At 71.0% G+C, this 26,069-nt stretch carries 29 protein-coding genes; 18 read left to right on the top strand and 11 right to left on the bottom strand.

Annotation, left to right across the window (positions count from 1 at the left end):
* Nucleotides 1-52: 52 nt before the first annotated feature.
* The gene (locus IE160_RS08025) at nt 53-1,525 is read right to left on the bottom strand and encodes an AlkA N-terminal domain-containing protein (protein ID WP_191150743.1); all 1,473 of its coding nucleotides are present in this window, start codon (nt 1,523-1,525) and stop codon (nt 53-55) included.
* Between the two features lie 96 nt (nt 1,526-1,621).
* On the opposite strand from IE160_RS08025, the gene IE160_RS08020 reads away from it, so the two are divergent.
* Nucleotides 1,622-2,872 carry a PrsW family intramembrane metalloprotease gene (locus IE160_RS08020; protein ID WP_179872123.1) on the top strand — a complete coding sequence of 417 codons (1,251 nt, stop codon included), beginning with the start codon at nt 1,622-1,624 and terminating at the stop codon, nt 2,870-2,872.
* Here the strand turns inward: IE160_RS08020 and IE160_RS08015 are convergent, their stop codons facing one another.
* Complete coding sequence (locus tag IE160_RS08015) at nt 2,873-3,931, bottom strand: hypothetical protein (protein WP_191150742.1); 1,059 nt, start codon at nt 3,929-3,931, stop codon at nt 2,873-2,875.
* A 219-nt stretch (nt 3,932-4,150) separates the two neighbouring features.
* Here IE160_RS08015 and IE160_RS08010 point away from each other — a divergent pair, with 219 nt between their 5' ends.
* The 5 genes from IE160_RS08010 (at nt 4,151) to IE160_RS07990 (ending at nt 7,849) form a co-directional block, all read left to right on the top strand.
* Entirely contained in the window at nt 4,151-4,837 is a 687-nt protein-coding gene (locus IE160_RS08010) for a zinc ribbon domain-containing protein (RefSeq protein ID WP_191150741.1), read from the top strand.
* 153 nt (nt 4,838-4,990) lie between these two features.
* Complete coding sequence (locus tag IE160_RS08005) at nt 4,991-5,845, top strand: DUF4397 domain-containing protein (protein ID WP_191150740.1); 855 nt, start codon at nt 4,991-4,993, stop codon at nt 5,843-5,845.
* A gap of 15 nt (nt 5,846-5,860) precedes the next feature.
* Nucleotides 5,861-6,496, top strand: a complete 636-nt coding sequence (locus tag IE160_RS08000; RefSeq protein ID WP_191150739.1) for a class F sortase — start codon at nt 5,861-5,863, stop codon at nt 6,494-6,496.
* Nucleotides 6,493-7,131, top strand: coding sequence for an RNA polymerase sigma factor (locus IE160_RS07995; RefSeq protein WP_224744412.1), 639 nt, complete (start codon nt 6,493-6,495; stop codon nt 7,129-7,131). The genes IE160_RS08000 and IE160_RS07995 overlap by 4 nt, the downstream gene beginning before the upstream one ends.
* The gene (locus IE160_RS07990) at nt 7,118-7,849 is read left to right on the top strand and encodes an anti-sigma factor (RefSeq protein WP_191150738.1); all 732 of its coding nucleotides are present in this window, start codon (nt 7,118-7,120) and stop codon (nt 7,847-7,849) included. Before IE160_RS07995 ends, IE160_RS07990 begins: the two co-directional genes overlap by 14 nt.
* 6 nt (nt 7,850-7,855) lie before the next feature.
* On the opposite strand, the gene IE160_RS07985 is transcribed toward IE160_RS07990, so the two are convergent.
* Nucleotides 7,856-8,272, bottom strand: coding sequence for a pyridoxamine 5'-phosphate oxidase family protein (locus IE160_RS07985; RefSeq protein ID WP_179873936.1), 417 nt, complete (start codon nt 8,270-8,272; stop codon nt 7,856-7,858).
* 120 nt (nt 8,273-8,392) lie between these two features.
* On the opposite strand from IE160_RS07985, the gene IE160_RS12790 reads away from it, so the two are divergent.
* The gene (locus tag IE160_RS12790; RefSeq protein ID WP_191150737.1) at nt 8,393-9,169 is read left to right on the top strand and encodes a quinone oxidoreductase family protein; all 777 of its coding nucleotides are present in this window, start codon (nt 8,393-8,395) and stop codon (nt 9,167-9,169) included.
* Here IE160_RS12790 and IE160_RS07975 read toward each other — a convergent pair.
* From IE160_RS07975 to IE160_RS07965, 3 genes are read right to left on the bottom strand one after another with little or no spacing between them, the layout of a single operon-like run.
* Nucleotides 9,108-10,292, bottom strand: a complete 1,185-nt coding sequence (locus IE160_RS07975) for a MarP family serine protease (RefSeq protein ID WP_191150736.1) — start codon at nt 10,290-10,292, stop codon at nt 9,108-9,110. The genes IE160_RS12790 and IE160_RS07975 overlap by 62 nt on opposite strands.
* Nucleotides 10,293-10,339: 47 nt before the next feature.
* Entirely contained in the window at nt 10,340-10,765 is a 426-nt protein-coding gene (locus tag IE160_RS07970; protein WP_191150735.1) for an OsmC family protein, read from the bottom strand.
* Between the two features lie 11 nt (nt 10,766-10,776).
* Nucleotides 10,777-11,169 carry an HsmA family protein gene (locus IE160_RS07965; protein ID WP_191150734.1) on the bottom strand — a complete coding sequence of 131 codons (393 nt, stop codon included), beginning with the start codon at nt 11,167-11,169 and terminating at the stop codon, nt 10,777-10,779.
* Between the two features lie 168 nt (nt 11,170-11,337).
* Here IE160_RS07965 and rpsO point away from each other — a divergent pair, with 168 nt between their 5' ends.
* From rpsO to IE160_RS07930, 7 genes are all read left to right on the top strand, one after another.
* Nucleotides 11,338-11,607, top strand: coding sequence for a 30S ribosomal protein S15 (gene rpsO, locus IE160_RS07960; RefSeq protein WP_191150733.1), 270 nt, complete (start codon nt 11,338-11,340; stop codon nt 11,605-11,607).
* Nucleotides 11,608-11,716: 109 nt separating this feature from the next.
* Nucleotides 11,717-11,923 (top strand): hypothetical protein, encoded by a 207-nt coding sequence (locus IE160_RS07955; RefSeq protein WP_179872112.1) that lies wholly within the window; start codon nt 11,717-11,719, stop codon nt 11,921-11,923.
* Between the two features lie 143 nt (nt 11,924-12,066).
* Nucleotides 12,067-12,705, top strand: coding sequence for a hypothetical protein (locus IE160_RS07950; protein WP_191150732.1), 639 nt, complete (start codon nt 12,067-12,069; stop codon nt 12,703-12,705).
* Complete coding sequence (locus IE160_RS07945) at nt 12,702-13,361, top strand: hypothetical protein (protein WP_179872110.1); 660 nt, start codon at nt 12,702-12,704, stop codon at nt 13,359-13,361. Before IE160_RS07950 ends, IE160_RS07945 begins: the two co-directional genes overlap by 4 nt.
* Nucleotides 13,358-13,840, top strand: a complete 483-nt coding sequence (locus tag IE160_RS07940; protein ID WP_179872109.1) for a hypothetical protein — start codon at nt 13,358-13,360, stop codon at nt 13,838-13,840. Before IE160_RS07945 ends, IE160_RS07940 begins: the two co-directional genes overlap by 4 nt.
* A 69-nt stretch (nt 13,841-13,909) precedes the next feature.
* Complete coding sequence (locus tag IE160_RS07935; RefSeq protein ID WP_179872108.1) at nt 13,910-14,716, top strand: tyrosine-protein phosphatase; 807 nt, start codon at nt 13,910-13,912, stop codon at nt 14,714-14,716.
* Nucleotides 14,717-14,997: 281 nt separating this feature from the next.
* Nucleotides 14,998-17,265, top strand: a complete 2,268-nt coding sequence (locus IE160_RS07930; protein WP_191150731.1) for a polyribonucleotide nucleotidyltransferase — start codon at nt 14,998-15,000, stop codon at nt 17,263-17,265.
* An 87-nt stretch (nt 17,266-17,352) separates the two neighbouring features.
* Here IE160_RS07930 and IE160_RS07925 read toward each other — a convergent pair whose 3' ends face one another.
* The 3 genes from IE160_RS07925 to IE160_RS07915 are packed head-to-tail and all read right to left on the bottom strand — an operon-like array spanning nt 17,353 to nt 19,765.
* Nucleotides 17,353-18,147, bottom strand: a complete 795-nt coding sequence (locus IE160_RS07925; RefSeq protein WP_179872106.1) for a DUF2705 family protein — start codon at nt 18,145-18,147, stop codon at nt 17,353-17,355.
* Entirely contained in the window at nt 18,144-19,094 is a 951-nt protein-coding gene (locus IE160_RS07920; protein ID WP_179872105.1) for an ABC transporter ATP-binding protein, read from the bottom strand. The genes IE160_RS07925 and IE160_RS07920 overlap by 4 nt, the downstream gene beginning before the upstream one ends.
* A complete protein-coding gene (locus IE160_RS07915; RefSeq protein WP_179872104.1) occupies nt 19,091-19,765 on the bottom strand; it encodes a TetR/AcrR family transcriptional regulator in 675 nt (224 codons plus the stop codon). Before IE160_RS07915 ends, IE160_RS07920 begins: the two co-directional genes overlap by 4 nt.
* A gap of 270 nt (nt 19,766-20,035) precedes the next feature.
* On the opposite strand from IE160_RS07915, the gene IE160_RS07910 reads away from it, so the two are divergent.
* Together IE160_RS07910 and IE160_RS07905 are read left to right on the top strand one after the other, a co-directional pair.
* Complete coding sequence (locus IE160_RS07910; RefSeq protein ID WP_191150730.1) at nt 20,036-20,782, top strand: bacteriorhodopsin; 747 nt, start codon at nt 20,036-20,038, stop codon at nt 20,780-20,782.
* Between the two features lie 209 nt (nt 20,783-20,991).
* Entirely contained in the window at nt 20,992-21,972 is a 981-nt protein-coding gene (locus IE160_RS07905) for an aldo/keto reductase (RefSeq protein ID WP_179872102.1), read from the top strand.
* Between the two features lie 33 nt (nt 21,973-22,005).
* On the opposite strand, the gene IE160_RS07900 is transcribed toward IE160_RS07905, so the two are convergent.
* On the bottom strand, nt 22,006-22,608 hold the full coding sequence (locus IE160_RS07900) for a TetR/AcrR family transcriptional regulator (RefSeq protein WP_179872101.1): 603 nt from the start codon (nt 22,606-22,608) through the stop codon (nt 22,006-22,008).
* Between the two features lie 173 nt (nt 22,609-22,781).
* On the opposite strand from IE160_RS07900, the gene IE160_RS07895 reads away from it, so the two are divergent.
* Nucleotides 22,782-23,384, top strand: a complete 603-nt coding sequence (locus IE160_RS07895) for a histidine phosphatase family protein (RefSeq protein ID WP_179872100.1) — start codon at nt 22,782-22,784, stop codon at nt 23,382-23,384.
* Here IE160_RS07895 and IE160_RS07890 read toward each other — a convergent pair.
* Entirely contained in the window at nt 23,381-24,274 is an 894-nt protein-coding gene (locus IE160_RS07890; RefSeq protein ID WP_191150729.1) for an oxygenase MpaB family protein, read from the bottom strand. The genes IE160_RS07895 and IE160_RS07890 overlap by 4 nt on opposite strands.
* 102 nt (nt 24,275-24,376) lie before the next feature.
* Between IE160_RS07890 and IE160_RS07885 the strand changes: the two genes are divergently transcribed.
* A complete protein-coding gene (locus IE160_RS07885; RefSeq protein WP_179872099.1) occupies nt 24,377-26,026 on the top strand; it encodes an FAD-dependent oxidoreductase in 1,650 nt (549 codons plus the stop codon).
* Nucleotides 26,027-26,069 lie beyond the last annotated feature (43 nt).

The raw sequence follows: 26,069 nt of genomic DNA, 5'->3' as shown, positions 1-26,069 counted from the left end.
GGGCCGGCGTGCGCACCATTGTGCTCGGCCCTCGCGCCGCGCGCCACCCGACCTACCGGGCGCGCCACAGGTGCAGCGTCGCGTAGCTGCGCCAGGGGGCCCAGCGCTCGCCGAGCGCCGCGGCCTCGCTCGGCGTGGCCGCGAGCCCGCGTCGGCGCAGCGCGGCGAGCAGCACGAGATCGCTCGCGAGCAGGATGTCCGGCGCGCCCAGCACGCGCATGGTCACGTAGTCGGCCGTCCACGGCCCGATGCCGGGCTGCGCGAGCAGCCGTGCGCGCAGCTCGCTCGCGGTGAGCCCGACGTCGAGCACGAGATCGCCCGTCGTGAGCGCCTGGCTCACGGCGATGACCGACCGCACGCGCGGTGCTGGGCCGCGCAGCACGTGGGCGCCGTGCTCGGCGAGCTGCGCGGCCGTCGGGAAGGGCAGCAGTGCGCCATCGGCGGCGGGATGGCCGTCGAGCGCGGCGACCTCGGCGGCGATCCGCCCGAGCACCGTGCGCGCGGCGGCGAGGGAGATCTGCTGGCCGACCATCGTGCGCAGCAGGGTCTCGGCAGGGTCGAGCCCTCCCGGGAGACGGATGCCCGGCACGGCGGCGACGAGGGGCGCGAGCAGGGCATCCCGAGCCAGAGACTCGTCGATCGCGGTCGCGTCGGCGTCCAGATCGAACCAGCGGCGCACGCGCGCGGTGAGCGGCCCGACATCCTGGAGCGAAGCGAGCGTCGCCGTGCAGCGCACGCCGGGGCGCTCGACGTCGAGACGCACGTGCACGTGGGCGAGACCGCCGGGCAGGCGCACCCAGCGCTCGATGCCGTCGTCGGTGACCCGCTCGACCCCCGGCACCGCGTGGTCGGCGAGGTAGCTCAGAGCACCAGTGCCGTCGAAGGGTGCGCGAGCGGCGAGGCGCAGCGTGACGGTCGTGCCGGTGCCGTCACCCGCCTCTGTCGCGGGGCGGGACTCCCGGCGTGCGAGGGAGCGCAGCGCGCTCGGGGTCAGGTCGTAGACCTCCCGCACGGTGTCGTTGAACTGCCGGATGCTGCGGAACCCGCTCGCGAACGCCACCTGGGCGGCGGGCAGATCGGTGCCGGCGAGCAGCGTGCGGGCCGTCTCGGCGCGGTGCGCGCGGGCGAGAGCGAGCGGGCCGGCGCCGAGCTCCGCCGTCATGACGCGCGTGAGATGGCGCGGGCTGTAGCCGAGGTGCGCGGCGAGGCCTGGGACGCCATCACGCTCGATCACGCCGTCGAGGATGAGCCGCATCGCGCGCCCCACGAGATCGTCGCGCAGGTTCCACTGCGGGTTGCCGGGGGTCGCGTCGGGCTGGCAGCGCTTGCAGGCCCGCAGACCGGCCTCGTGCGCAGCGGCCGCCGTCGGGTAGAAGCGCACGTTGTGCTCACGAGGCGTCATCGCGGGGCAGCTGGGCCGGCAGTAGATTCCCGTCGAGTGCACACCGGCGATGAACTGCCCGTCGAATCGTGCGTCGCGCGCGGCGAGAACTCGATAGCAGCGGTCGTGGTCGAGGGAGGGCACGGTGCCAGCGTGGCAGGTGCGCTGGCCGCGCACCAGCGGGAATCGGACACGACTGTCGACCGGTCGAGAGTCATGTGCACGGCTACAGTGGCGCACATGACCGAGTCTCGTCGACTGCCCGACTACACCGCGACCGGGCAGGGGCGAGCGCCCGCCCCCGAGGTCTCGCGCGCACCCGAGTCGGTGCGAACGGAGGCGGCGAGCGTCGCGCAGCCCGGCTTCGCCGTCGCCCCGCGGCGTACGAATCCGTTCCTGGTCGTGCTCGCTGTTCTCGGGTTCATCGCACTCGCTCTCGTGCTGCTGGTCGTGCTCGCCTACCTGATCATCGCGCTCGGCACAGCGGGCGCGGTCGTCGGCGGTCTGCTCGCGCTCGTGCCGCTCGCCATCGTCCTGCTCGGCATCCGGTGGATCGACCGTTGGGAGCCGGAGCCGCGCACTGCGCTCGCCTTCGCCTTCCTGTGGGGCGCGGGAGCCAGCGTGCTCATCGCTCTCGCCGTCGACGCAGAGATTCAGAACGCGGTCGCGGCGGTCGGCGGCCCCGGGCCCGGCTTCGACTTCTTCGGCGCCGCCGTGCAGGCACCCATCGTCGAGGAGGTCGGCAAGGGCCTCGGCGTGCTCATCCTCTTCTGGGCGGTGCGGCGGCACTTCGACGGGCCTGTCGACGGCATCGTGTACGCGGCGTGCGTGGGCGGCGGGTTCGCCTTCACCGAGAACATCCTCTACTTCGGGCAGTCGCTCCTCGACGGCTCGACCGCGATGACCGTGGAGACCTTCGTCGTGCGCGGGCTCATGTCACCGTTCGCGCACGTCATGTTCTCAGCGTGCCTCGGTGCCGCCCTCGGCGTCGCCGCACGGCGCACGGGCGCGTTCGGGGTGCTCGGGTACTTCGTGCTCGGCCTCATCCCGGCCGTGCTCCTGCACGCCTTCTGGAACGGCGCCCTGTTCTTCGTCGGCGACTTCTACGGCTACTACCTCCTCGTGCAGGTGCCGCTCTTCCTCATCGGGGTCGGCATCGTCGTCATGCTGCGCGGGCAGGAGAAGCGGCTCACCGAGGAGCGGCTCGCCGAGTACGCCGCGGTCGGTTGGCTGCACCCGCAGGAGGTGGCGATGATCGCGAGCTCCGCGGGGCGTCGGCAGGCGAAGGCGTGGGCGCAGCGGCATGGGGTGGCGGCGCTCATGGCGGCGTTCATCCGCGACGCGACGCGCTTGGCCTACGCGCGGCAGCGCATCCTCGGCGACCGCGATGCGATCGGGGCTCGAGCCGATGAAGCGGCGCTCCTCGCAGCTCTCGCGCGCTCGCGCCACGCGCTGCGCGAGGGCGGCACGGCGCCGACTCGCGGGGCCTGATCATCCGCCGAGCAGACCGCCGAAGAACGAGAAGCCCCAGAGCGCGGCGACGATCACGCCGATGATGACCGTCGCGAGGGGAACACCCGCGCGCAGGCGGCGCCCCGGTCGGGCCACAACATTGAGCGCGAAGTCGCCCACGCGCTCGTCGCGGTAGCGGTCCGTCTGCGAGAGCGTCTTGCGGCCGACCGTGTCGACGATGCGCAGCAGGCGCTGGTAGGTGTGCGCGTCGGCGAGGGGGAAAGGTCGCGCCGCGTAGACGAACAGCCAGCGATCGACGATCTCCACGTCGTAGGGCGCCGCCTCGTCGATGAGGAACGCCATGAGGTCGGGCGTGAAGACGTAGAGCGCATCGCGCTCGTACTCGCGCGGGCAGTACAGCGTGAAGGAGCGATCGAAGTCCCCCTCGAGCGACAGCACCTGGTCGCGGCGGAAGCTCGTGGGCAGGTTGCTCGCGCCGAACATCCCGTTGTTGGCCCGGGAGTCCAGAAGCATGTGGGGCAGCGCCCGGTCGAGATGCAGGGCCAGGAATCCCCAGTGGTGCGTCGTGCTGTTCTTGCCGCTGCCCGTCACGTAGCGGTAGTTGCCGAAGTCGAGGAAGCGGCCGTCGGCCGTGCGGAAGTGGTCGCTCTCGCGACGGGAGCGCCCCTGATCGAAGATCGCGCCCGGATAGTTCGGCGCCGGGCTCGCCATCTCGTAGACGAGCCCGTTCGCCTCGGCGAAGCGGTGCATGCGCAGGCGCTGCTCCCATTGTGGCGCTGCGCCCCGCAGGAGGCTCCAGGCGACGGCGGCGACGGCACCGAGGATGATGAGGGGCACGGCCAGCCCGGCAATGCCCACGAGGTCTCCCGACAGCACGCTGCCGATCGACAGTGCGAGCAGCGGGCCGGTGATGCTCGCGGTCACGATCACCACGAGGCCGATCACGAGAACCCGCATGACGGTCTGGATGACCGCGGCGCTCTGATCGCGCTCGGCGCGGACCCGTCGACGGTAGTCGTGCACCTCCTGCCGCTCGATCGGGCTGAAGAGCGGCAGGTAGTCGATCGTGCGATCCATGCGCCCATGCTGACACGGCGCGGCGGCCGTTAACAGACTCGCCGCCCAGTGGCGGGGCGATGCCTCCGGCGCGCCTGGGCGGCGAGTTGATCTACGCATCATCGTCCCCCTCTTGGGGACGGTCGTCAAGAGGCAGTGCGTTGCTAGCCTGACCGACAGGGAGCATCGCATGCTCGGGAGCATCGACACCGGGTCGACACGGGGGAGCAGGGGGCAGGCATGGAGAGCTGCATCGCCTGCGCGAGCCCGCTGCGCGACGGCGCCCGATTCTGCACGCGCTGCGGTACGGCTGTCGCCCCGCGCCCCGAGATCGAGTTCGTCGAGGATGCGCCCCCTCCTCCCGTGCTCGAGGTTGCGGCGGCGCCGAGCATGCCGGCGAGCCCTGCCGCCCCGGCGAGTGCTGCGCCGCCCGCGAGCCCCGTCACTGCCGCGAGCCCTGTCACTGCCGCGAGCCCTGCCGCGCCGGCGCCCGCCGTCTCCTCGCTCGCGGCACGCGAGACGGCGATTCCCGCGCGCATACCGGCTCCCGTGCCCGCTGCCGCCCCCCTCAGCCGGGCAGCCGTCGGCTCGCTCCTCGCGGGCGTGGCGCCGCTCCTCGTCTCCGTCGGGGGCAATGCGCTCGCCTCCCGGTTCGGCGTCCAGGCGGTGGAGGCGATCAACGCGGGGCGGCCCGAGGGCGCGTGGGCGCCGTTCCTCACCACGCTGACCCTGCTTTTCCTCGCCAACGCCGTGCTGCTCGCGCTGTGCGGTGTGCTCGGGCGTCGTGGTCTGCGTCAGACCCGGAGCGGTGCAATGACGGGTCGCCCCTTCGCGGTCGCGGGTCTCGCGACGGGAGCCGTGAACCTCGTGCTGTGGATCGTGGGTCTGGGCGTCACCCTCGTGCGGTACTCCGCGATCCTCACCTGAGCGCGCGATCCTCACCTGAGCGCACGTTCTCAGCGGGTTGCCAGGTTGAAGCGCATCCGTTCGGGGTCCTCCTGGGGAAGTGATGAGTGAAGGCACTTCCGCCGACAGCCTCGCCGGGTCGTTCCGGCGCGAGGCACAGATCAAGGAGGAACCATGCGCAATCGAATTCTCGCTGGCCTGGGTGCAGCCACCCTCGCCACCGTCGGCCTTGCGGCCCCGGCGAACGCCGTGACCGATGACACGGCCGACGTGTACATCGTCCACGCCTTCCCGGGCGCGACGGTCGACATCACCATCGCCTCGGGCGCCATCACGCTCGACGACGTCGGCCCCGGCGTCGCGGCAGGCCCCGGTCTCGCGAGCCCCAACGTGGGCGTCGACGCCCTCGGCGGCCTCGCACCGGGCGACTACAACGTCGTGATCACGAACACCGCCGACGACTCGGAGCTGTTCAACGACGACCTCACCCTCGCCGCCGGCACGTCGTACACCGTTGTGGCGCACCCGACCGAGCCTGCCGGTGACTTCACCGTGTCGGTCTTCGAGAACCAGCTGACGACGAGCGAGGCCGGCAACGGTCTCATCACCGTCCGCCACACGGCAAACGTCGGCGCGGTGAACATCTTCTCCGACGGCACCGAGCTCGCCGGCCCGCTCGCGAACCCCGACGAGGCTGTCCTCGACGTCGCCGCAGCCACCTACCCGGCTGTCACCGCTGGCCCCGAGGGTGCGACCGACGCTATCGATCTCGGTGACGTCGTCCTCCCTGCCGGCACGAACATCCTCGTGCACGCCTTCGGACCCGACAGCGACGCCTTCTCGGCCGTCGTGTTCACCATCGGTGGTCTCACGACCCCCGACGGCGTTCCCGCCGGTAGCGCGGGTCTCGTCGACGAGGGCGCCGGTGCCGGCTTCGGCTGGGCCGCTGGTGGAGCCGCGCTCCTCCTGATGGTCCTCGTCGCCGCGGGCATCCTCGTGCGTCGCCAGACCGTGTCGGCCCAGCGCTAAGGAGCTGTGCCGACCATGAGCCGAAGCAGGGGGCTGGCCCAGACGATCGGGTTCACCATGGCCAGCCTTCTGCTTCTCTCCGGATGCTCCGCTCTCGGATCCTCAGAAGTCCGGGAGCGGGGCGTCTCCGCGCGCGAGACCACGATCGTGCTCACCGACGTCGAGACCGTGTCCACCCTGGAGCTCCTGCAGCAGAAGACGACTCCGCCGGCGCGAGTGCGGATGCCCGACCTCGGCATCGACATGCGCGTCGAGGCCCACGGCATCGAGAGCGATGGCACCATGTCGCTCCCCTACAGTCCGTTCGTCGCCGGGTGGTACGCCTACGGGTCCGCACCCGACAGCCGCATGGGCGCGACCGTGATTGCGGCGCACGTCGACTCCCTGCCCGAGGGAGTCGGGCCGTTCGCAGGTCTCCGCGAGTCCCGAGAGGGAATGGCAATCTCGGTGACGGACGATGCCGGCACGGTCCACGATTACCGCGTCGTCTCGGTCGAGCGCATCGACAAGGACGAGGTTCCCCTCGACCGCGTGTTCACCGCGACGGGCGATCCGCACCTGGTGCTCGTCACCTGCGGCGGCGAGTACGACTGGCGGGGGGCGGGGCAGTACCTCGACAACTACATCGTGACGGCGGAGCGGGTCTCATGACAGCCGCGCAGGCTACGATGGCCCGCACGAGCGAGCCGGCCCCGACCCGGCAGGACGACCAGAGGCGGTACACCGCGGTGACGACGACGGACGAGGCCGCAGTCGAACTCGCCCGACGCTTCGCGGCCGGCGATGAGAAGGCGCTCGCCGAGATGTACTCGCGCTGGGCATCCCTCGTGTACTCGCTCGGGGTGCGGTCGCTCGGCGACGCGACGGATGCCGAGGACGTCACGCAGAAGGTCTTCGTGGCCGCGTGGCAGGGGCGGCATCGCTACGACCCCGATCGTTCGGCCCTCGGGGCCTGGCTCGTCGGCATCACGCGGCACACGATCGCCGACATGCACGCGTCACGAGGCCGGGAGCGCACCATCACGGCCGAGGTCACCGCCATCACGCGCGAGGAGGTCGCACCGGCGTCGGACGACGACCTCGCCGACCGTCTCCTCATCGCGGACGAGATGGCGAAGCTCGAACCGACGGCGCGAGCCGTCGTGCATCTGGCGTTCTTCGACGATCTGACCCACACGCAGATCGCCGAACGGCTGCAGATGCCGATCGGAACGGTGAAATCGCACATCAGACGCAGTCTGGTGAGACTGAGAGGACGACTGGAGGTGAGCCATGAGGCATCTTGACCCGGAGACCGCGGCCCTGCTCGCGCTCGGCGAGCAGTCCACGAGCGCGTCCGAGCGCGCCCACCTAGAGGCGTGCGCCGCGTGCCGCCACGAGGTCGCCGAGCTCCAGGAGACCGTCACGGTGGCTCGCTCGTCCCTCGGTGAGGCAGAGCTGCAGGAGCCGCCCGCGCGTGTGTGGCAGGGCATCCAGCGCGAACTGGGCCTGTCTGCCGAGGTCGCTCCCTCTGCGTCGCCGCCCGTGCTGTCGCTCGCCGATGCGCGCGAGCGCCGCTCGTCGCGCGCACGCCGCGTCGTCGCCCCACTCATCGGCGTCGCCGCGGCCGCCGCGCTCATCGTCGGTGCCGTGCTCACCTGGAACGCCGCGTCACCGCGCCTCGGCGAGCAGCTGCTCGCGAGCGCTGAGCTCGAGGCTCTGCCCCAGTGGACCGATTCGACGGGGTCGGCCGAGCTCGCGCAGACCGCGTCGGGGGAGCGCGTTCTGCGCGTCTCGCTCGAGACGGGCGCGACGGGCGACGGCGTGCGCGAGGTCTGGTTGCTCACGGAAGCGGTCGACGGGCTCATCAGCCTCGGGCTCCTCGAAGGCAGTGAGGGCGAGTTCGTCGTACCCGACTCGGTCGATCTCGAGCGCTTCTCGATCGTCGACGTCAGCCTGGAGCCGCTCGACGGCGACCCGACGCACTCGGGCGATTCGATCGTGCGCGGCCCTCTCGGCGCCTGACGGTCGTCAGAACCGCTCGGGCTCCGGCCCGCGCGCGAAACGTCGGCCCGTCACCTCGGTGGGCTCGATGCGCACCCAGCGGTACTTGAGGGTCGGAATCCACGGCGTGAGCCCGAGCTCCTCGGCGGCATCCATGTCGCTCTGCCGCTCGACGCGCTCGGCACGGCCCTTGACGACGACGCTCCACGCTGTGGCCTCGTCGTGCCCGTCGACCTCGAAGGCCACCCGGTCGTTGATCGCGAGCTCGAGCAGCTTCGTGCCGGGAGCGGTGCGGAACACGATGGCGTGACCGTCGACCGCGAAGTTGACGGGGAAGATGTCGATCGAGTCGCCCGCGCTCGCGGCGATGCGCCCGAGCTCGGTCGCGCTGAGAATCTGCCAGCAGTCCTCGGTATCGAGCTCGCTGATCTCCCCGAATCCCATGACCATGATCGCCCTCCCGTCGTTGCGTGTACCGATTCCCCTATCTCAGACCGGCGGGCGCCGCAGGGGTAGGGGCGAAGGTCCCGATGTCGCGCACGAGGTGTGCCTACAGTGGAGAGCATGAGTTCTCGCACTGACGCACCGACCGCCGACTCGTCGACCTCCGAGCCTGTGCCCGCCCGGGCCGCTCGCTACCACTCGGTCGGCGGCCCCGAGGTGATCAACGTCGAGACGATCACGGTCGCGGCTCCCGGGGAGGGCGAGGTGCGCATCCGGCTCGCGGCCGCGGGCCTCAACCCGGTCGACTACAAGATCCGGCGGGGTACCTCGCGGTTCCCGGTGACGGTGCCCACGACCCTCGGTCGTGAGTTCTCCGGCGTCGTCGAGTCCGTCGGTGCCGGCGTGACGGATGTCGCGGCAGGGGACCACGTGTTCGGCTCGATTCCGAGCGGGGCCGCGTGCGACCTCGTGGTGGCCCCTGTCGACGCCCTCGCCCCGGTGCCCGATGATGTTCCCCTGGAGGTGGCCGGCGGGCTCGCTCTCGCCGGGCAGACGGCGTGGGACGCCCTCGAGTCGCAGCACCTCGCCGAGGGAGACACGGTCGTCGTCTCCGCCGCGGCCGGGGGAGTGGGCGGCATCCTCTGCCAGCTCGCGATCGCCCGCGCCCACCCTCCGGGCGCTCGTCGCGCTCGTCGGCTCGGCGGCGGTCGAAGTGCCGGTCGCGGCGCGGTATCCGCTCGCCGAGGTGCGCGAGGCCTTCGTCCACCTCGAGTCGGGGCACCTGCGCGGCAAGATCGTCCTCGTTCCCTGAGCGCCGTGCGCCGACGCGGCCTGCCTACCGGGTCGTGCAGCGCCCGGAGCCGACCGCGTCGGTCAGCTGCGGCGCCGCCGCGATGACCTCGTCGAGCTCCGCCATGGTGTGCGCGTAGCCGATGTCGTCGCGCGTGGCAGAGCGCGCGTAGACCATGCCGATGACGCGGCCGTCGAGGTCGAGCACGGGTCCGCCCGAGTTGCCCGGGTTGACGTCGGCGGCGAGCGTGTACGACTCGCGTGCCGCGCGAGAGCCGCCGTCGATGCTGGACGCCTCGATCGTGCTCACGTCGACGATCTCGGCCCCCGTCGAGGCGAAGGGGCCGCCGAAGGGGTAGCCCTGCACGGCTACGGTGCCGTCGGGCAGCGTCTCCCCGAGTGCGAGGGGCGCGGTGCTGAGCCCGTCGATCGCGATCACGGCCACGTCCTGCTGGGCGTCGAAGTACACGATGCGCCCCGCGACGCCACCGACGCCGGGCAGCTCGACGGTCGGCTCGGTGACGCCCGCGATGACGTGGGCGTTGGTGAGCAGTCGGTCGTCGGCGATCACGAAGGCGCTGCCCGACTGCGTCTGCCCGCACGCGTAGGCGGCGCCGGTCACCCGGCCGACCGATTGCGCGGCCTCGGTGAGGGCTGGGCTGCCGCCGTCGATGGTCGGCGGTGGGCCGGAGTCGAGCGTGCCGAGGGCGTCGGCGATGCGGGGGATGCCCTCGCTCACGACGAGCCCGCGCACCTGCCCGAGCGCTCGCGCGAGCGGGTCGGGCGTGTACCGCTCGATCGTGCTGAGCACAGTCGAGCTCGCGACGGCGGGCGAGACGAGGGGAATACCGAGTGCGGTGACCGTCGAGCCGAGCAGGCTCACGACGAGCACGCCGACCGCGCCGCCCGCGACCGCGCCGACGACGCGGTCGACCGCTCGCAGCCGCTTCCGGACGCGGCGCCGCCAGTGGTGGCCGATCGCCTCGCCGAGGCTCAGACCCCCGATCACGAGGAGCGCGATGGCGGCGAAGACGGCGGCGATGCGCCACTGCGGGTCGGGCACCCAGGCTGCGAGCACGGGCACGAGCACGACGGCCGCTACGGCGCCCACGATCGCGCCGATCGTCGAGCCCAGCGTGAAGACGAAGCCGGCGCGCGCACCCCGCACGACGGCGGCCACGAGAGCGAGGAGGAGCAACACGTCGACGACGAGCGGCAGCGCGGTCGTCACGGCTCACTCGGTGGGGGCGCAGTCACGCGGCCCAGGCTACCGGCGCACTAGGCGGGCGGGCTGCGTGTCACGGTTCCGGTGACCTCGCACACGGCGGCGAGAGTGTTGTACACCGTTCCGAACTTCTGCAGGTTGCGGTGCAGCAGCTCGACGCGGTGCGCGGGCTCGCTCGTGACCAGGTGCAGGGCGTACTCGAGGGCGGTGAACCGGGGCGGAGCATCCTGCCGATGCAGCACGACCGTGACCTCCACGCTCTCGTACGCGAAGGGCAGCAGGGCGCTCGAGCGGGCGACGTTCTTGAGCAGGCACGCCGCGAAGGCGCTCGCGAGCAGCTCGGCGGGCCCGGGGTGACCGCTCGGCTCGGCGGGTTGCCATCGAGTCTCGAGGGGCAGTTCGTCGTCCGCGGCGTGCACGATGGCCGATGCGGCGTCGGCGCGGGCGCTCACGCGGTAGGTGAGGGGTGCGGTCGTCATGGAATGCCTCCTCAGCCGAGGCTCGAGCCAATCGCGCCCGTCAGGTAGGGCACGAGCCAGATGGCCCACACGACGACGGAGAACCGGTGGAAGCGGTGCTTCTCGGCCTCGCGGTCGCGCACCAGAACGATGACGGCCCACAGCAGGTGGACGGCCATGAGCACGAGGGCGATCACGCCCGTCACCGCCATGATCTGGGTCAGGATGCTCTGCTCGACCCCGGCCGCCCGCGACGCGTTCGCGATGAGGCTCATGAGGTACGTGCCGCTCGCGTCGGCGGCGAGGCCGAGCCCGAAGAACACGGCGTGCCAGGCCTTGAGCACCTTCTGCGCGCGTTCGGCCCACACCCCGATCGTGTAGAAGACGAGGGCGAGGGTAATGAGGATGATCGCGGGCAGCAGCATGGGTTCAGTCTGCTGGCCGCGCGCCGCGCGCGCGAGGGTTTCGGGCGAGATGAGGACGAAGGTCCCGGCTGGTAGTATCTGAAGGTTGCCGTCCAACGGCCGCGGATAAAGAGAGCTCGGGCATCCCGCCCAGGGCGCCGCGCAACGAGCAGGAAGGGGATCCCATCTATGGCACTCGAAGCAGACGTCAAGAAGGCGATCATCGACGAGTACGCAACCCACCCCGGTGACACTGGGTCCCCCGAGGTCCAGGTGGCGATGCTCACGCGTCGCATCAAGGACCTCACGGAGCACTTCAAGGAGCACAAGCACGACCACCACTCGCGTCGTGGCCTGCTGCTGCTCGTTGGCCAGCGCCGCCGCCTGCTGGGCTACCTGCAGGATGTCGACATCGAGCGCTACCGCTCGCTGATCGAACGACTGGGTCTGCGCCGCTAGTCGAGAGACACCGCGAACTTCTTGCGCGAAGGCCGCCCCCGCACCGTCGGGAGGCGGCCTTCGTCGTCTCGGGACGTAGGCCGATCGTGGGGTCTGCCACGATGGGGAGGTGGCCCGCGACCGAGCACGATCCCCGCTGCGGCGCCTGAGCGCTGTGCGCATCGTGATCGTGACGATCCTCCTCGTGACCGTTGCGCTGGCGTTCGCCAACTGGCTGGGGCCGTTCCGCGGCTTCTTCCGCGTCCTGCTGGTGATCGGTGCCGTGGCGATCGTTCTCAGCTACGCGATCGAGTGGGTGCAGAAGCGCCGTCGCTGAGCGCGCACGGTTCGGGCGGCGTGCCGACCGTGGGGCGCGACCGTTGTCAGCAGATTCGGCGCCTGTCGTGCGAGCCTGGCGTCATGCTTCGCGGTGCGGCGTCCGAGCGTGGCGGTGGTACACGCCGTCGTGCCGCCGCTGCCGTGGCGTCCCTGCTCCTGCTCGCCCTCGTCGCCGGCTGCGCGTCGCCCGCGGGTGAGGCGGAGGACTCGCTCGCGGAGACGGTGCGCGACCGCGATCGCGCCGCCGCGGAGTCGTTCGAGGTCGACCTCCAGCGGGCCGCACGGTACTTGCGCGATCGCTGGGGCCCCGTCGCGCTGCCGGAGACCTCGGTCGAGCGCTGGGTGGGTGCGAGCGAGTGGGCGCAGATCATGTCGGACTGCCTCGAGGATGAGGGCGTCGTCGGCGCTCGCCCCGCCGACGACGGCGAGCGGGTCGACTTCAGTGCGGTCAACGCAGAGGGTCCGCGCGAGCTCTACCTCGCCGACGTCGCCGTTCTCGTCTGCCAGTCCCGATACCCCTCCCGAGTCTGGTACTCCGCCGAGGTCGCCGACATCGAGGCGCCGTGGGCGTGGCAGTACGCCGGCGAGGTGCTCGTACCGTGCCTGCTCGCCTCCGGCTACCGGCCACCGTCGCTGCCCTCCGAGTCGGAGTTCGTCGAGCAGTGGGGCGCCGTCGACGCGTGGGATCCGTTTGCGGCGCTCGCCGGCGACCCGGTGCGCGAGCAGCGCGCCCGCGCGCAGTGCCCGCCTCCCGAGGCGCTTCTCGAGGGTGCGCCGTGACGGGGCGCACCGGTGCGGTCGGGATGCTCGTGGTCACCCTCGGCGTGCTCCTCGCGGGCTGCGCCCCGCCGCCCACCGCACAGCTCGACCTCGACGACGTGGCGACGGAGCGCCATGGGCGTCTGGAGAGTCGCGTCGAGGTGCTGCTCGAGAGCCATGCGGAGTACCTGCTCAGCCGCTGGCCGTCGGTGCAGCTGTCCGAGCACGAGGTCGAGGCGTGGCTCGAGCCGGGTCAGTGGCAGCTCGTGTTCGCCCGGTGCATCTACGAGGCGACGGGCCTGACCGACGGGGCGACGGAGCAGACCGACGCTGCTCGCGCACTCGACCTCGCGACGTACAGCTGCGAGTCGCGGTTTCCGCCGCCGAGCCTCGCGGTGAACGGTCCGGGGCCGATCGAGGTGGCGTGGGTCACGCAGTATGTGCGCGTCGGCCTGCCCTCGTGCCTCCGCCGCAGCGGCGTGCACGCACCGCCCGTCCCCGAGGGCCCCTTCGCGATCGTTTCCGGAGGGGTCACCCCGGGGTGGGATCCGTACGCGGCTGCGCGCGGCAACGCCGCCGAGCGCGCCCGGTTGAGCGCGCTGTGCCCGCACCCCTCGAGTCTTCTCGAGAGCGTCCCGCGACTGCCGACGGGCGAGTCGGGCGCGGCGGGGCCGTGACAGGGCGACCGCACGCCGTGCTGCGGGCCCCGTTGGGACAGTGGGGCGCCGCCCTCATCCTTGCTGTCAGCGCGGTCGTTGTCGGCGCGGTCGCGCTCGCCCTCGATGGCGTGGTGCCGCCACCCGGTCGACTCGTGGTCGCGGCCGCAGCGCTGCTCTCCCTCGGCTGGCTCGTGGTCGCAGTGTGGGCCGTCACGCTTCGGTGGCGCACGAGCGTGCGCTCCGATGGCGAAGCTCTCGTCGTGCGGGGGCCGCTCGGCGCGAGCGTCATTCCCTTCCACGAGGGACTCTCGATCGGCCGCTGGCTCGATCGGCGTCAGCGGCCGAGACTGTGGGTGCTCGACGGGCACAGGCCGCTTGCACCGCTCAGTGGCAGACTGGGTTCCGCGCGCATCGAAGCCTTCGCGGGTGTCATCAGTCTGAGAGTGATCGACCACGAAGGCCCCCCGCCCGGGCCCGATGACACAGAACCCGAGTGACCCAGCCTCTGTCGACACCGATGGCGATGACGACGCGCTCGACGACCCGCACCGACCGGAAAGCTTCTCGTGACCTTCACCGATTCCGCACGATCCTCCCAGAATCACCCGGCCGACGCCGATTCAGGGCTGCCGACCTCCCCGCTGGCGAACTGGCGCGATCTCGGGGGGCTCACGGTCTCCGAGGGAACGGTGCGCGAGCGGGTCCTGTGGCGCAGCGATGACGTCTCGACGATCCCCGAGGGCGAGGCGCGGCGGCTGCACGAGACGGGCCTGAGCGATGTGCTCGACCTGCGATCGCCCCACGAGGCGCAGGTCGCGGGTCGCGGGCCGCTGCGGCGCTACCCGGTCGGCTACCACCACTTGCCCTTGAGCGCGACCGCCGCGGCACCCGGCATGAGCCCCGCCGCGGTGTCCTCTCTCACGCCCGAGGGGGTCGGCACGTGGTACGTGCAGATCGCCGAGCAGACCGCGCCGCAGCTCATCACCGGCCTGCGCGTCGCGGCCTCAGCCTCGGGCGCCGCGCTCTTCCACTGCGCGGCCGGCAAGGATCGCACGGGCGTCTTCACGGCCGCCGTGCTCGGAGTGCTCGGCGCCGACGATGAGGTCATCATCGAGGACTACGCGCGCACCGACGCCGTCATGCCCGCGATCATGCACCGCATCTCGCCCATGATGCAGGCGGTCGTGCGCGACCACGACGCGCCTCGCCTGGATCCCGCTGCGGGGGGAGCCCTCTTCGCCGCACCGGCGGAGACGATGGCGACGATGCTGCGGGTCATGCGGCACGAGCACGGCAGCATCGTCGACCTCCTGCGCGATCGCGGGCTGGACACCGCCACGATCACGGCGCTCCGCGAGCGCGTCGTTCACTAGGAACGCACGAGTCGTGCTGGTAGCCTGTGCGACGGCGCAGTCCTGCGCCATCAACTGAAAACCGCACGGAGCAGGCCGGCTCGAAGCTGGTCACCGGTGGTGATCTCCCGACTCTCTCGATTCGGTGGATGTCTACTGTTGGCCAGAAACAGACGTCCGGCGACACACGTCAACACCGTCCCTCGCCGACACCGTCCCTTCCTGCCCGCTCCTGCTCTGCGCGTTCTCGCACGCCCTCCCATACGGGGAGGGTGCGCACAGACGCAAAGGAGAGAGACCTCGTGGAAGGTCCTGAAATCAAGTTCGCCGAAGCCGTGCTCGACAACGGCAAGTACGGCACCCGCACCGTCCGATTCGAAACCGGTCGTCTCGCGCAGCAGGCGCAGGGCGCCGTGGCCGCGTACCTCGACGAGGAGACGATGCTGCTGAGCGCGACGAGCGCCGGCAAGCACCCTCGCGAGGGCTTCGACTTCTTCCCCCTCACGGTGGATGTCGAGGAGCGCTCGTACGCCGCCGGCAAGATCCCCGGCTCGTTCTTCCGCCGGGAGGGTCGCCCCTCGACCGAGGCGATCCTCGTGTGCCGCCTCATCGACCGCCCGCTGCGCCCGACGTTCGTCACGGGACTGCGCAACGAGGTGCAGATCGTCATCACGGTCATGAGCATCGCTCCCGGCGAGTTCTATGACGCCCTCGCGATCAACGCCGCGAGCGCCTCCACCCAGATCTCGGGCCTGCCCTTCAGCGGCCCGATCGCCTCGGTGCGCCTCGCGCTCATGCCCGACAACAACGGGGGTGGCCAGTGGGTCGCGTTCCCCAAGCACCACGAGCTCGAGGAGGCCGTCTTCGACATCATCGTCGCCGGCCGCGTCGTGACGGCTGCCGATGGCAGCGAGGATGTCGCGATCACGATGGTCGAGGCCGAGGCCACCGAGAACAGCTGGGGCCTCATCCAGGGCGGCGCCGTGAAGCCGAGCGAGGACGTCGTGGCCGAGGGCCTCGAGGCCTCGAAGCCCTTCATCATGAAGCTCGCCAAGGCGCAGCAGGAGCTCGCCGCGCAGTCGGCGAAGGAGATCCAGGACTACCCGGTCTTCCTCAGCTACATCGACGAGCTGTATTCCGCGGTCGACGCGCTCGCGCACGACGAGCTCGCGAAGGTCTACCAGATCGCCGACAAGGTCGAGCGTCAGACGGCCGACGACGAGCTCAAGGCGCGCACCAAGGTCGCGATCGAGGGCAAGGTCGCCGCGGGCGAACTCGACGAGGAGGCACTGAAGGACTTCAGCGCCGCCTACAAGTCGGTCTCGAAGCAGATCATGCGCCAGCGCGTGCTCACCGAGGGCGTGCGCATCGACGGTCGCGGGCTCGCGGATATCCGCGCGCTCGACGCCGAGGTGCAGGTCATCCCGCGCGTGCACGGCTCGGCCGTGTTCCAGCGCGGCGAGACGCAGATCCTGGGCGTCACGACGCTCAACATGCTCAAGCTCGAGCAGCAGATCGACTCGCTCGGTCCGGTCACGAGCAAGCGGTACATGCACCACTACAACTTCCCGCCGTACTCGACCGGCGAGACCGGCCGTGTGGGCAGCCCCAAGCGTCGCGAGATCGGGCACGGCTTCCTCGCCGAGCGCGCTCTCGTACCGGTGCTGCCGAGCCGCGAGGAGTTCCCTTACGCGATCCGTCAGGTCTCCGAGGCGCTGAGCTCGAACGGCTCGACCTCCATGGGCTCCGTCTGCGCGTCGACCCTCTCGCTGCTCAACGCGGGTGTGCCCCTCAAGGCGCCTGTCGCGGGCATCGCGATGGGCCTCATCAGCGACGTCGTGGATGGTGAGACCCGCTACGCGGCCCTCACCGACATCCTCGGCGCCGAGGATGCCCTCGGCGACATGGATTTCAAGGTCGCCGGTACGCGCGAGTTCGTGACGGCGATCCAGCTCGACACGAAGCTCGACGGCATCCCGTCGTCGGTGCTGCAGGGTGCGCTCACGCAGGCTCGCGAGGCCCGCCACGCGATCCTCGACGTCATGCACCAGGCGATCGACGCTCCCGACGAGATGGCGCCCACGGCGCCCCGCGTCATCAGCGTGCAGATCCCCGTCGACAAGATCGGCGAGCTCATCGGGCCCAAGGGCAAGACGATCAACTCGATCCAGGATGAGACGGGTGCGCAGATCTCCATCGAGGAGAACGGCACCGTCTACATCGGTGCGGTCGACGGCCCCTCGGCCGAGGCTGCCCGCCTGCAGGTCAACGCGATCGCGAACCCCGTCAACCCGGAGGTCGGCGAGCAGTACCTGGGCACGGTCGTCAAGATCGCCGCCTTCGGTGCGTTCGTCTCGCTCCTCCCGGGCAAGGACGGCCTCCTGCACATCAGCGAGGTGCGCAAGCTCGCCGGTGGCAAGCGTGTGGAGAACGTCGAGGATGTGCTGGGCGTGGGTCAGAAGATCCTCGTCGAGATCACGAAGACCGACGACCGCGGCAAGCTCTCGCTCGCCCCGGTGCTCGCCGAGGGCGAGGGTGGCGACGTGCCCGCCGAGGGCGAGGACGGCTAACCGCCGCTCGCTCCCGCAGAACGACAGGATGCCCGCCCCGAGTGATCGGGGCGGGCATCCGTCGTTCGCGGCCGCGGTCGGGGAGCGCTACACGCCCACGTCGCGCCGCCGGAAGGCGAGCACGGCCACCGCGCTGGCGAGCGCTGCGACGGCGTAGAGCAGCCCCACGCTCGCGTCGAACCCGCTCTCGAGCGGGTTCGTGCCGTACGCCCACTGGTAGGGCGAGAGGGCGTGCAGCCACTCCAGGTCGCTGTTCTGGTTGCCGAGCGCGTTGAGCGCGTACCCGAGCACCGCGATTCCTGCCCCCGCGCCGATCGCGATCATGCGCCGCCCGGTGAGAGCGCCGGCCATGAGCCCGATCGTCGCCGTCACGAGACCGGTGCCGAGCAGGGCCACCCCGCCGGCCAGTATGCCCTCGGTGCTGATGTCGAGCTCGCTCGGCCCGTTGAGAGCGGCCACGAGGAGCGTGACCCACGCCGTGAGGGCGACGAGCTTGACGACGATCGCCGCGAGGCGCTCGAGCACGAGCTGGTGCCGGCTCACCCCGTGCGCGAGGGTGAGCTCGAGCGTGCCGCGCTCCTCGTCGCCGGCGATGGCGCTCGCGCCCCAGCCGACGGCGGCGATGGTCAGCAGCACGAAGCCGATGAGGCCGTGCACGGTGCCGAGCGTGTAGCCCGAACCGGTGGTGATCTGGTCGTAGCTCAGGGCGGTCACGAGCTCCGGCGGCAGGCTCTCGATGATCGCGATGAACTCCGGGTTGCCGCCGATCGACGGGTAGAGGGGCAGGTACATGCCCACGACGGCCGCGAGGCCGAGCATCCAGCCGAGGAGGCCGCGCCACGAGTCGGCGAGGGCACGGCGGAACAGGGGGAGGGCGCTCATGCCGACACCTCCTCGGCCTGGCTGCCGGCGGAACCGCCGGTGTCGCCGCCGTAGAACTGCAGCACCGCTCGCTCGAGGTCGGGCTCCTGCACGACGAGGTCGAGCACCTCCGTTCCGGAGAGCGCGGCCAGGAAGGCCGGAATGCCGTCGCGCAGGCGCGCGCTCACGAGGTCTCCTTCCGCCGACGCCGCGACGGTGACGTCGTGCGCCGAGTCGAGGCGCGTGAGCTCCGCCGCGAAGGTCTCGCCCGCCGCGGACGGCACCGTCACACGGATGTCGCGCAGGGCGGCGGCGCGCAGCCGCTCCACCGTGCTCACGTCGATGATGCGGCCGTCGCGCAGGACGGCGACCTCGTCGGCGACCTGCTCGATCTCGCTGATGACGTGCGAGCTCAAGAACACCGTCTGGCCGGCGGCCCTGGCCTCGCGCACCATCGAGAGGAACTCCTGCTGCACGAGCGGGTCGAGCCCGCTCGTGGGCTCGTCGAGCACCAGGAGGTCGGGGGAGTGGGCGAAGGCCTGCACGAGCCCGACCTTCTGCTTGTTGCCCTTGCTGAGCGAGCGCACGGGTCGCCCGAGGTCGAGCCCGAGGCGCTCGGCGAGCGCGGAGATGCGCGCGCGATCGCTCGACCCGTTGAGGTGCGCGTAGTGGGTCAGGAGGCCTCGGCCGCTCACACGCGTGTCCATCGCGAGCTCACCCGGCAGGTATCCGATGCGACGACGCAGTGCGGGCCCGGCCTCCCGGGGGTCCTCGCCGAGCACGCGCACCGTGCCGGAGGTCGGGCGGATGATGTCGAGCAGAATCCGCATGGTCGTGGTCTTGCCGGCCCCGTTCGGGCCGATGACGCCGAACACGCGCCCGGGCTCGATCGCGAGATCGACGCCGTGGAGGGCGGTGGTGCGTCCGTAGCGCTTCGTGAGCGCCGAGATGTCGATGGCTGGGGTCATTCCCCTGGTGTCCTTTCCTGCAGTGCCGCTCGTGCGGCGGAGAGTGCGGAATCGTCCGCGTAGAGCCCGTGGGTGTAGAGCTCGAGGGTCGGGAGGGTGAGGCGCCGCACGACGTCGAGGCTGAGGCCGGAGCCGCTGAGACCTGTGCCGCCGAGACCTGTGCCGCCGAGAGCGCGCCCGATATGTCGCTCGAGCAGGAGGGGCATGATGCCGTGGGATGCGACGATCACGGCCGTGGTGCGCAGGTCGCTCGGCGCGGTCATGATGCCCTCCGCCACGCCCTGGCTGATCATCGCCTCGGTGCGGTCGACGAGCTGGTCGAAGAGGCCCTGCCCCGCCTCCCCGCCGTCGATGATCATGCGCGCGAGGTAGTCGAGGCTCGGGCGGAAGGTGTCGATGTCGGCGAGCCAGCGGCGCATCGTGCTCGAGAGGTCGCCCTCGCTCAGCATGCTCTCCTTGCGCCCCATGATCTCGTCGACGATGGCGGCGTCGCACGCTGCGCGCAGCGCTTCCTTGCTGCCGAAGTGGTGCATGACGAGGGCGGCGCTCACGCCGGCGCTCGCGGCGATCGCCCGCACGCTCGTGCCGTCGAAGCCGTGTGCGCCGAACAGCGCGAGCGCGGCATGCCGAATGCGGGCGCGCGTCGTGAGGTCGGGGTTGGGTGAACGCATGTTCAGCATCCTAAACGCTTGTTCAAACGCGCGCAAGGGCGAGGCAGCGTCCGCCGCCGGTGCGGACCGGCCGGGGCTGTCAGCCAACGCGCCACCGACTCCCGGCGAACTCCCTGCTCGCAGTGCCGGTTAGCGACGTAGAGCCAGCAGTGCTCCGAAACGCACTGGTCCCGATCCCAGTGTGTGTCGAAGAATGAAAATTCATCGTATTCACCCTGCACGCTGTCGGTCCGCGCTCCGCGGACGGTCGGCGCCATTCGAAGGAGAATTGTGGACATCCAAGTCGTCCAGGCCTTTTTCATGCTCGGTTTCGTCGCCTTGGCGGCCGGCACCCTGTCGTTCTACCTCGAGCGCAATGACCTCAAGCCCGAACTGAGGTCGGTGGCCACCTACGCGGCGGTCATCACGTTCATCGCCGCGATCATGTACTACGTCATGAAGGACGTCGTGCTGTTCCCGGGCGGCAACGCCACGTCCGACGACATCGAAGCCACCCTGCCGCTGCGCTACATCGACTGGTTGCTCACGACGCCGCTCCTGCTCGTGGAGTTCGCTCTCATCGTCGCGATCGCCGGAGCGCTCAAGAAGGGTCTCCTGACGAAGCTCATCATCGCCGACATCGCGATGATCGTGTTCGGATACCTGGGTGAGGTGGGCGAGCCCGGATCGGCCGGCAACTACATCTTCTTCATCCTCTCCGTGCTCGCGTGGCTCTACATCGTGTACATCGTCTTCACGGTGAACGTGTCGACGGGCCCCGCGCACGTCAAGCGCGCGGTGACGATCATGAAGTGGTTCGTCATCGTGGGCTGGTCGATCTACCCGATCGGAACCGCGACGCAGGAGTTCATCGAGGTCAGCGGCGGCGACGCGGCCCTTGCGATCGGCGTCGCCGCGATCATCTACGTGATCGCGGACGTGCTCAACAAGGTCGGCTTCGGCATCGTCGCCGTGCGCGCGGCCAAGCAGACCAGCGTCGAGGAGACTGCGGGCGTCAAGAAGGTGCAGGGCGTCTAGGCGCTCCGCATCACCCTGGCTCAACTGATGCTGCGGGCGGGATCGCACCCCCGGTGCGCTCTCGCCCGCAGCGCTCTTCGGCGTCGGCAGTGCGCAACACGGCACGGTAACGATCGTGAGCCTCTGGCGGGGTCGACCTCCGCCGCGCGCTACCCTCGCATCATCGACCACGGAGCCCCCTCTTCGGGCACCGAGAAAGACGCAGCAGCGTGAACGACCGCACGAGCGCCCCCGAGCCGGGTGCCGTCGCGCTGGAAACCGGGCCGACGCCTCTCCCGCGCCGCATCGGGCCGAGCGAGCTCAGCGTCTTCCCCCTCGCGCTCAGCGGCACCGTCTTCGGATGGACGGCCGATGGGCCGACGACCACGGGCATCCTCGACCGCTTCGCCGAGCTCGGCGGCACCTACATCGACACTGCTGACTCCTACGCCGGCGGGCGCAGCGAGATCATGATCGGCAACTGGATGCACGGCCGCAGCGACCGCGACGCCTTCACCATCGCGACCAAGGTCGGCAAGAACCCCGACAACCCGGGTCTCTCCGCCCGGTCGATCGAGCGCGCCGTCGAGCAGTCGCTGCAGAGGTTGCGCGTCGACGCGATCGACCTGCTGTACCTGCACATCGACGACCCGTCGGTTCCCTTCGACGAGACGCTGCTCGCCGTGGATGAGCTCATCCGCTCGGGTAAGGTGCGCTACTTCGGCGGCAGCGACCACACCGGCAACCGGCTGATCGAAGCGCGCATCGCGGCGGCGCAGTCCGGCGTCGCCCACATGGTCGCCCTGCAGCAGCACTACAACCTCGTGCACCGTGAGGAGTACGAGGCGCAGCTCGCTCGCGTGGCCGCCCAGCTGGACCTGGGCGTGATGCCGCGATTCGCGCTCGCCTCGGGGTTCCTCTCGGGCAAGTACCGCACGCGCGCCGATCTGGAGCGGCATCGTCGCGGCCGGGAGGTCGCCGCGATGCTCACGCGCCGCAACCTGCGCATTCTGCACGCAATCGACCGCATCGCGGCCGACACGCAGAGCGCGGTGGCAACGGTGTCGCTCGCCTGGCTGCTGAGTCGCCCGCACATCGTCGCGCCCGTCGTGTCGGTGAGCGCGCCCGCTCAGCTCGACGTCGCGATGGCCGCGCCTCACCTGCTGCTCAGTCGCCAGCAGCTCACCGAGCTGGACCGGGTGAGCGAGTAGCTCGGCCGACGCTCGCGTGTGCGGACGACCGCCTCACAGGGGCGTGGTCGTGGCTTCGGCGATGAGGCGGTCGACGGCGCTGCGGAAGGCCGCGGAGGCCGCGATGACGTCGCCCGTGTAGCTCCACGCCTCGAGGCCGAGGGTCGCGAGGAGGAGGCGATCGGCAGCGGCTCCCGGCATGGGGTGGCCGAGTCGCTCGAGCACGCTCGCGAACCGCTCCGTCATGGTCTCGAAGTGCTCGGTGATGCGCTCGCGCACGGGATGCGCGGGGTCGGCGAACTCGGCCGCGGCGTTGAGGAAGGGGTCGCCCCGGAAGGTGTCGCCGTGCACGTAGTCGACGAGGTGGTCGGTCCATGCCCGCAGCAGCTGCTCGGGCGTGGAGGCCTCGCTCGCGCGCTCATCGAAGTCGTCCAGGGCCCGATGAGCGAGGGCGTCGACGTAGTCCCTGATCAGGCGGTCTTTCGAGCCGTAGTGCTTGTAGAAGGTCGCCTTCGTGACCGAGGACTCCTCGATCAGCCGGTCGACGCCGACGCTGCGGATGCCGTCCTGGTAGAAGCGCGTGATCGCGGTCTCCAGGATGCGCGCCTTCGCGGGGGCGACACGCCGCGTCGGCGCGAGGGGGGTAGTGACCGACACGGCGTGCCTCCTTGTTCGTGCGGCGACAGTGCCGTCTGGACGCCGTTCGGGGGGAGGGCGTCTGGACAACTGTAGCAGAGGGGACAGACAAGGTTGTCTGTCCGCAGAACTGTCCGGGGGGACGGTGCGCGCATGGCCTAGGCTCGACGGGGTCGTCAAAGGAGTTGAGCGTTGTGTCGCGGTACGTGTACCTGATTCGTCATGGGGAGCAGCAGGATGCCGAGCATGGGCTTCCCGACGGGCCCCTGAGCGGTCGCGGTCAGCGCCAGGCGCGGGCGATCGCCGAGCGCCTGAGCGGGGTTCCCTTCGCGAGCGTGCACACCTCGCCCCTCCAGCGGGCTGTCGAGACGGCCTCATACATGACCGAGCTCATGCCGGCGATGGAGCCCGAGATCTCGGCTCTGCTCATGGACTGCATCCCGACCGGCCCCACCGCCGACATGCCGCACGCCTTCGAGTCGTTCTTCGGCGGCGTGACGGAGGAGGAGATCGTCGCGGGCGAGGCGCAGATGGCCGACGCGGTCGCCGAGTGGCTGTCGCCCTCGCGGGATGACCGGCACGAGCTGCTCATCACGCACAACTTCGTCATCGCCTGGTTCGTGCGGGAGGTCTTCGGAGCCCCCGCCTGGCGCTGGATGGGTGTCAACCAGGCCAACTGCGGGCTGACGATCATCAGGGTCCGCTCGGCGAAGCCGCCTGTTCTCGTGACGCACAACGACCTCGGGCACCTTCCTGCCGAGCTGCGCACGGGCCTGCCGGTCGATCAGCCCTTCTAGGCGAGGCCGAGCCGATCGAGCCGGCGGCGCGTGTACGCGCGGCTGGACGATTCGCGGCCCAGGAGCGCGCGCATCCCGATCAAGAGGACGCGGGTCGCGGTCAGCGCCGGCCACCACGGTCGGCGCAAGCCGAGGAGGCGACGATAGCGATCGGGCAGCGACGCGACCGCGCCCGCGAAGAGGACGCGGTAGGCCGGCCCGATGCCGCGCCCGAGCGGGGGATTCCGCAGCCACCGCACGGCGTCGTCGACGCGGTCGTCGCGGCGCAGCACGGGCAGGTAGGCGGCGATCGCGGCATCGAGCTCGGCGCGTGAGCGCGGCGGGTTCTCGACCCCCATGAGCTCGCCAGCGCGCGCCCACTCGGCGACGTAGCGGTCGGAGCCGCCGGGTATCGGCCCGCCCCACGTCTCGTGGCAGCCGAGGAAGGCGTCGGCGAAGACGCAGTGCACCCAGGTGAGGAGTTCGGCGTCACCGGCCGCGTACGAGCGCTCCTCGCCGGTCGACACGGTATAGGTGCCGGAGACTCCGTCGTGCAGGCGCGAGACCCACGCGCAGCCGGCGCGCGCCTGCTCGGTGTCGGCGAAGGTCGTCGTGAGCACCCAGCGGACGGTGCCGGAGAGGCGACCGAGAGGGTCGTCGCGATACCGGGAATGATCGTGCACGCCCGCCATCGCGCCGGGATGCAGCGTCTGCATGAGGAGCGCGCGCACGCCTGCGACGACCGTGGGGATGCCGCTGTGCACCTCCCAGACGGCGGAGTCGGGGCCGAAGTACCCGGCATCGTCTCCCGTCTCGAGGGCCTGAACCCAGGCCGGCGCTCCCGCGGGGTCGCCCGAGAAGAGAGTGAGGATGCGCCCGCGGGCGCGGGTGAGGAAGGCGGGCCGCTGCACGAAGCCGACTGTCGCACATCGTTCTGAGCGACCGTCGCGCGTAGCCTGGGAGCAGCGCCGACCATGCTGGACAAAATACCCCTGGGGGTATATCGTGGTCGCATGACCTCACCTCGCTCCTACGTCATCATCGGCGGCGTCGCCGGCGGCATGTCGGCCGCCACCCGACTGCGCCGCCTCGACGAGTCGGCTCGCATCACCGTCATCGAACGCGGCGAGCACGTCTCCTTCGCCAACTGCGGTCTGCCGTACCACGTCGGGGGCGTCATCGACGATCGCGACGCCCTCATCCTGCAGACCCCCGAGTCGCTCGCGGCACGCTTCGCCCTCGACGTGCGCGTGCGCACCGAGGCGCTCACCGTCGACCGGGACGCCCGCACGGTGGCGGTGCGCGACGTGCGCACGGGGGAGGAGACCTCCCTGCCCTATGACGCTCTCATCCTCAGCCCGGGCGCGAGCCCCGTGCGCATCCCCATCCCCGGCGTCGAGCGCGGCCTCGTGCTGCGCGACCTCGCCGACATGGACGCCATCATCGCTGCGGCGAGGGATGCCCGGCGCGCCGTCGTCGCCGGCGGCGGCTTCATCGGCCTCGAGCTCGCCGAGAACCTCGTCCACGCGGGTCTCGACGTGACGGTCGTCGAGATGCTGCCCCAGCTGCTGCGCCCTCTCGACCCCGAGATGGCCCAGATCGTCACCGAGCACCTGCGCGCCCACGGCGTGACCGTGCGTCTCGGTGCGGCGCTGAGCGCCATCACCGACTCGGGCGTCGAGCTCGACAGCGGCGCCGAGCAGCTGCCCGCCGACCTCGTCGTGCTCTCCGTCGGCGTGCGCCCCGAGAGCGCCCTCGCCGCCGAGGCAGGTCTCGACCTCGACCCTCGCGGCTACATCGTCGTGGACGAGCACCAGCGCACGAGCGACTCGCACATCTACGCCGTGGGCGACGCCGTCGTCAAGCAGCGCGCCGACGGCCCCGCCTCACCCGTGTGGCTCGCCGGCCTCGCCAACCGTCACGGCCGACTCGCCGCCGACGCCATCGCGGGCCGCCCGCACGCCGCCGTACCCGCGCTCGGCACCGCCGTCATCGGGCTCTTCGGGCTCACCGCCGCGGCCGTCGGCCGCACGGAGCAGGAGCTGCGCGAGGAGGGGCGCGAGCTGCGCGTCATCCACACCCACCCGAGCGATCACGCCGGCTACTACCCGGGCGCGAGCGCTCTCGCCCTCAAACTGATCGTCGACGCTCGCACCGACGGGATCCTCGGCGCGCAGGCCATCGGGGGAGGAGCGGACAAGCGCATCGACATCATCGCGACCGCGATGGCCGGTGGTATCCCCGCACGCGGGCTCGCCGACCTCGAGCTCGCCTACGCGCCGCAGTACGCCTCGGCAAAGGACCCGGTCAACATGCTCGGCTACGTCGACGACAACCTGCTCGACGGCGAGGACAGCGTGCAGTGGCACGAGCTCGACGCTCGGCTCGCCGAGGGCTGGCGACTGGTCGACGTGCGCACCGAGCAGGAGAACGCGGACGGCGCGATTCCCGGTACCGAGCTCATGCCGCTCGATGGCCTGCGCGAGCACGCCGAGTCGCTGCGCGGCGAGCGCGTCATCGTGCACTGCAAGGTCGGCCAGCGCGGCCACACCGCAGCTGCCCTCCTGCGGCAGTACGGTGTGACCGTGGCCAACCTCGACGGCGGGTACACCACGTGGCGCTCCGGCACCGCGTCCCGCTCGCTCGCGCCCCAGCCCGCCTGAGCGGCCACCACCAGCACCCCCCCGACCTCCAGCGAAACGGAAG

Origin of the sequence: Chryseoglobus sp. 28M-23, assembly GCF_014789785.1 — a bacterium.
In the GTDB taxonomy this organism is placed as follows: domain Bacteria; phylum Actinomycetota; class Actinomycetes; order Actinomycetales; family Microbacteriaceae; genus Microcella; species Microcella indica.
Note: the sequence above shows the minus strand (reverse complement) of the source record. Positions and strands in the feature narration are given on the sequence as shown.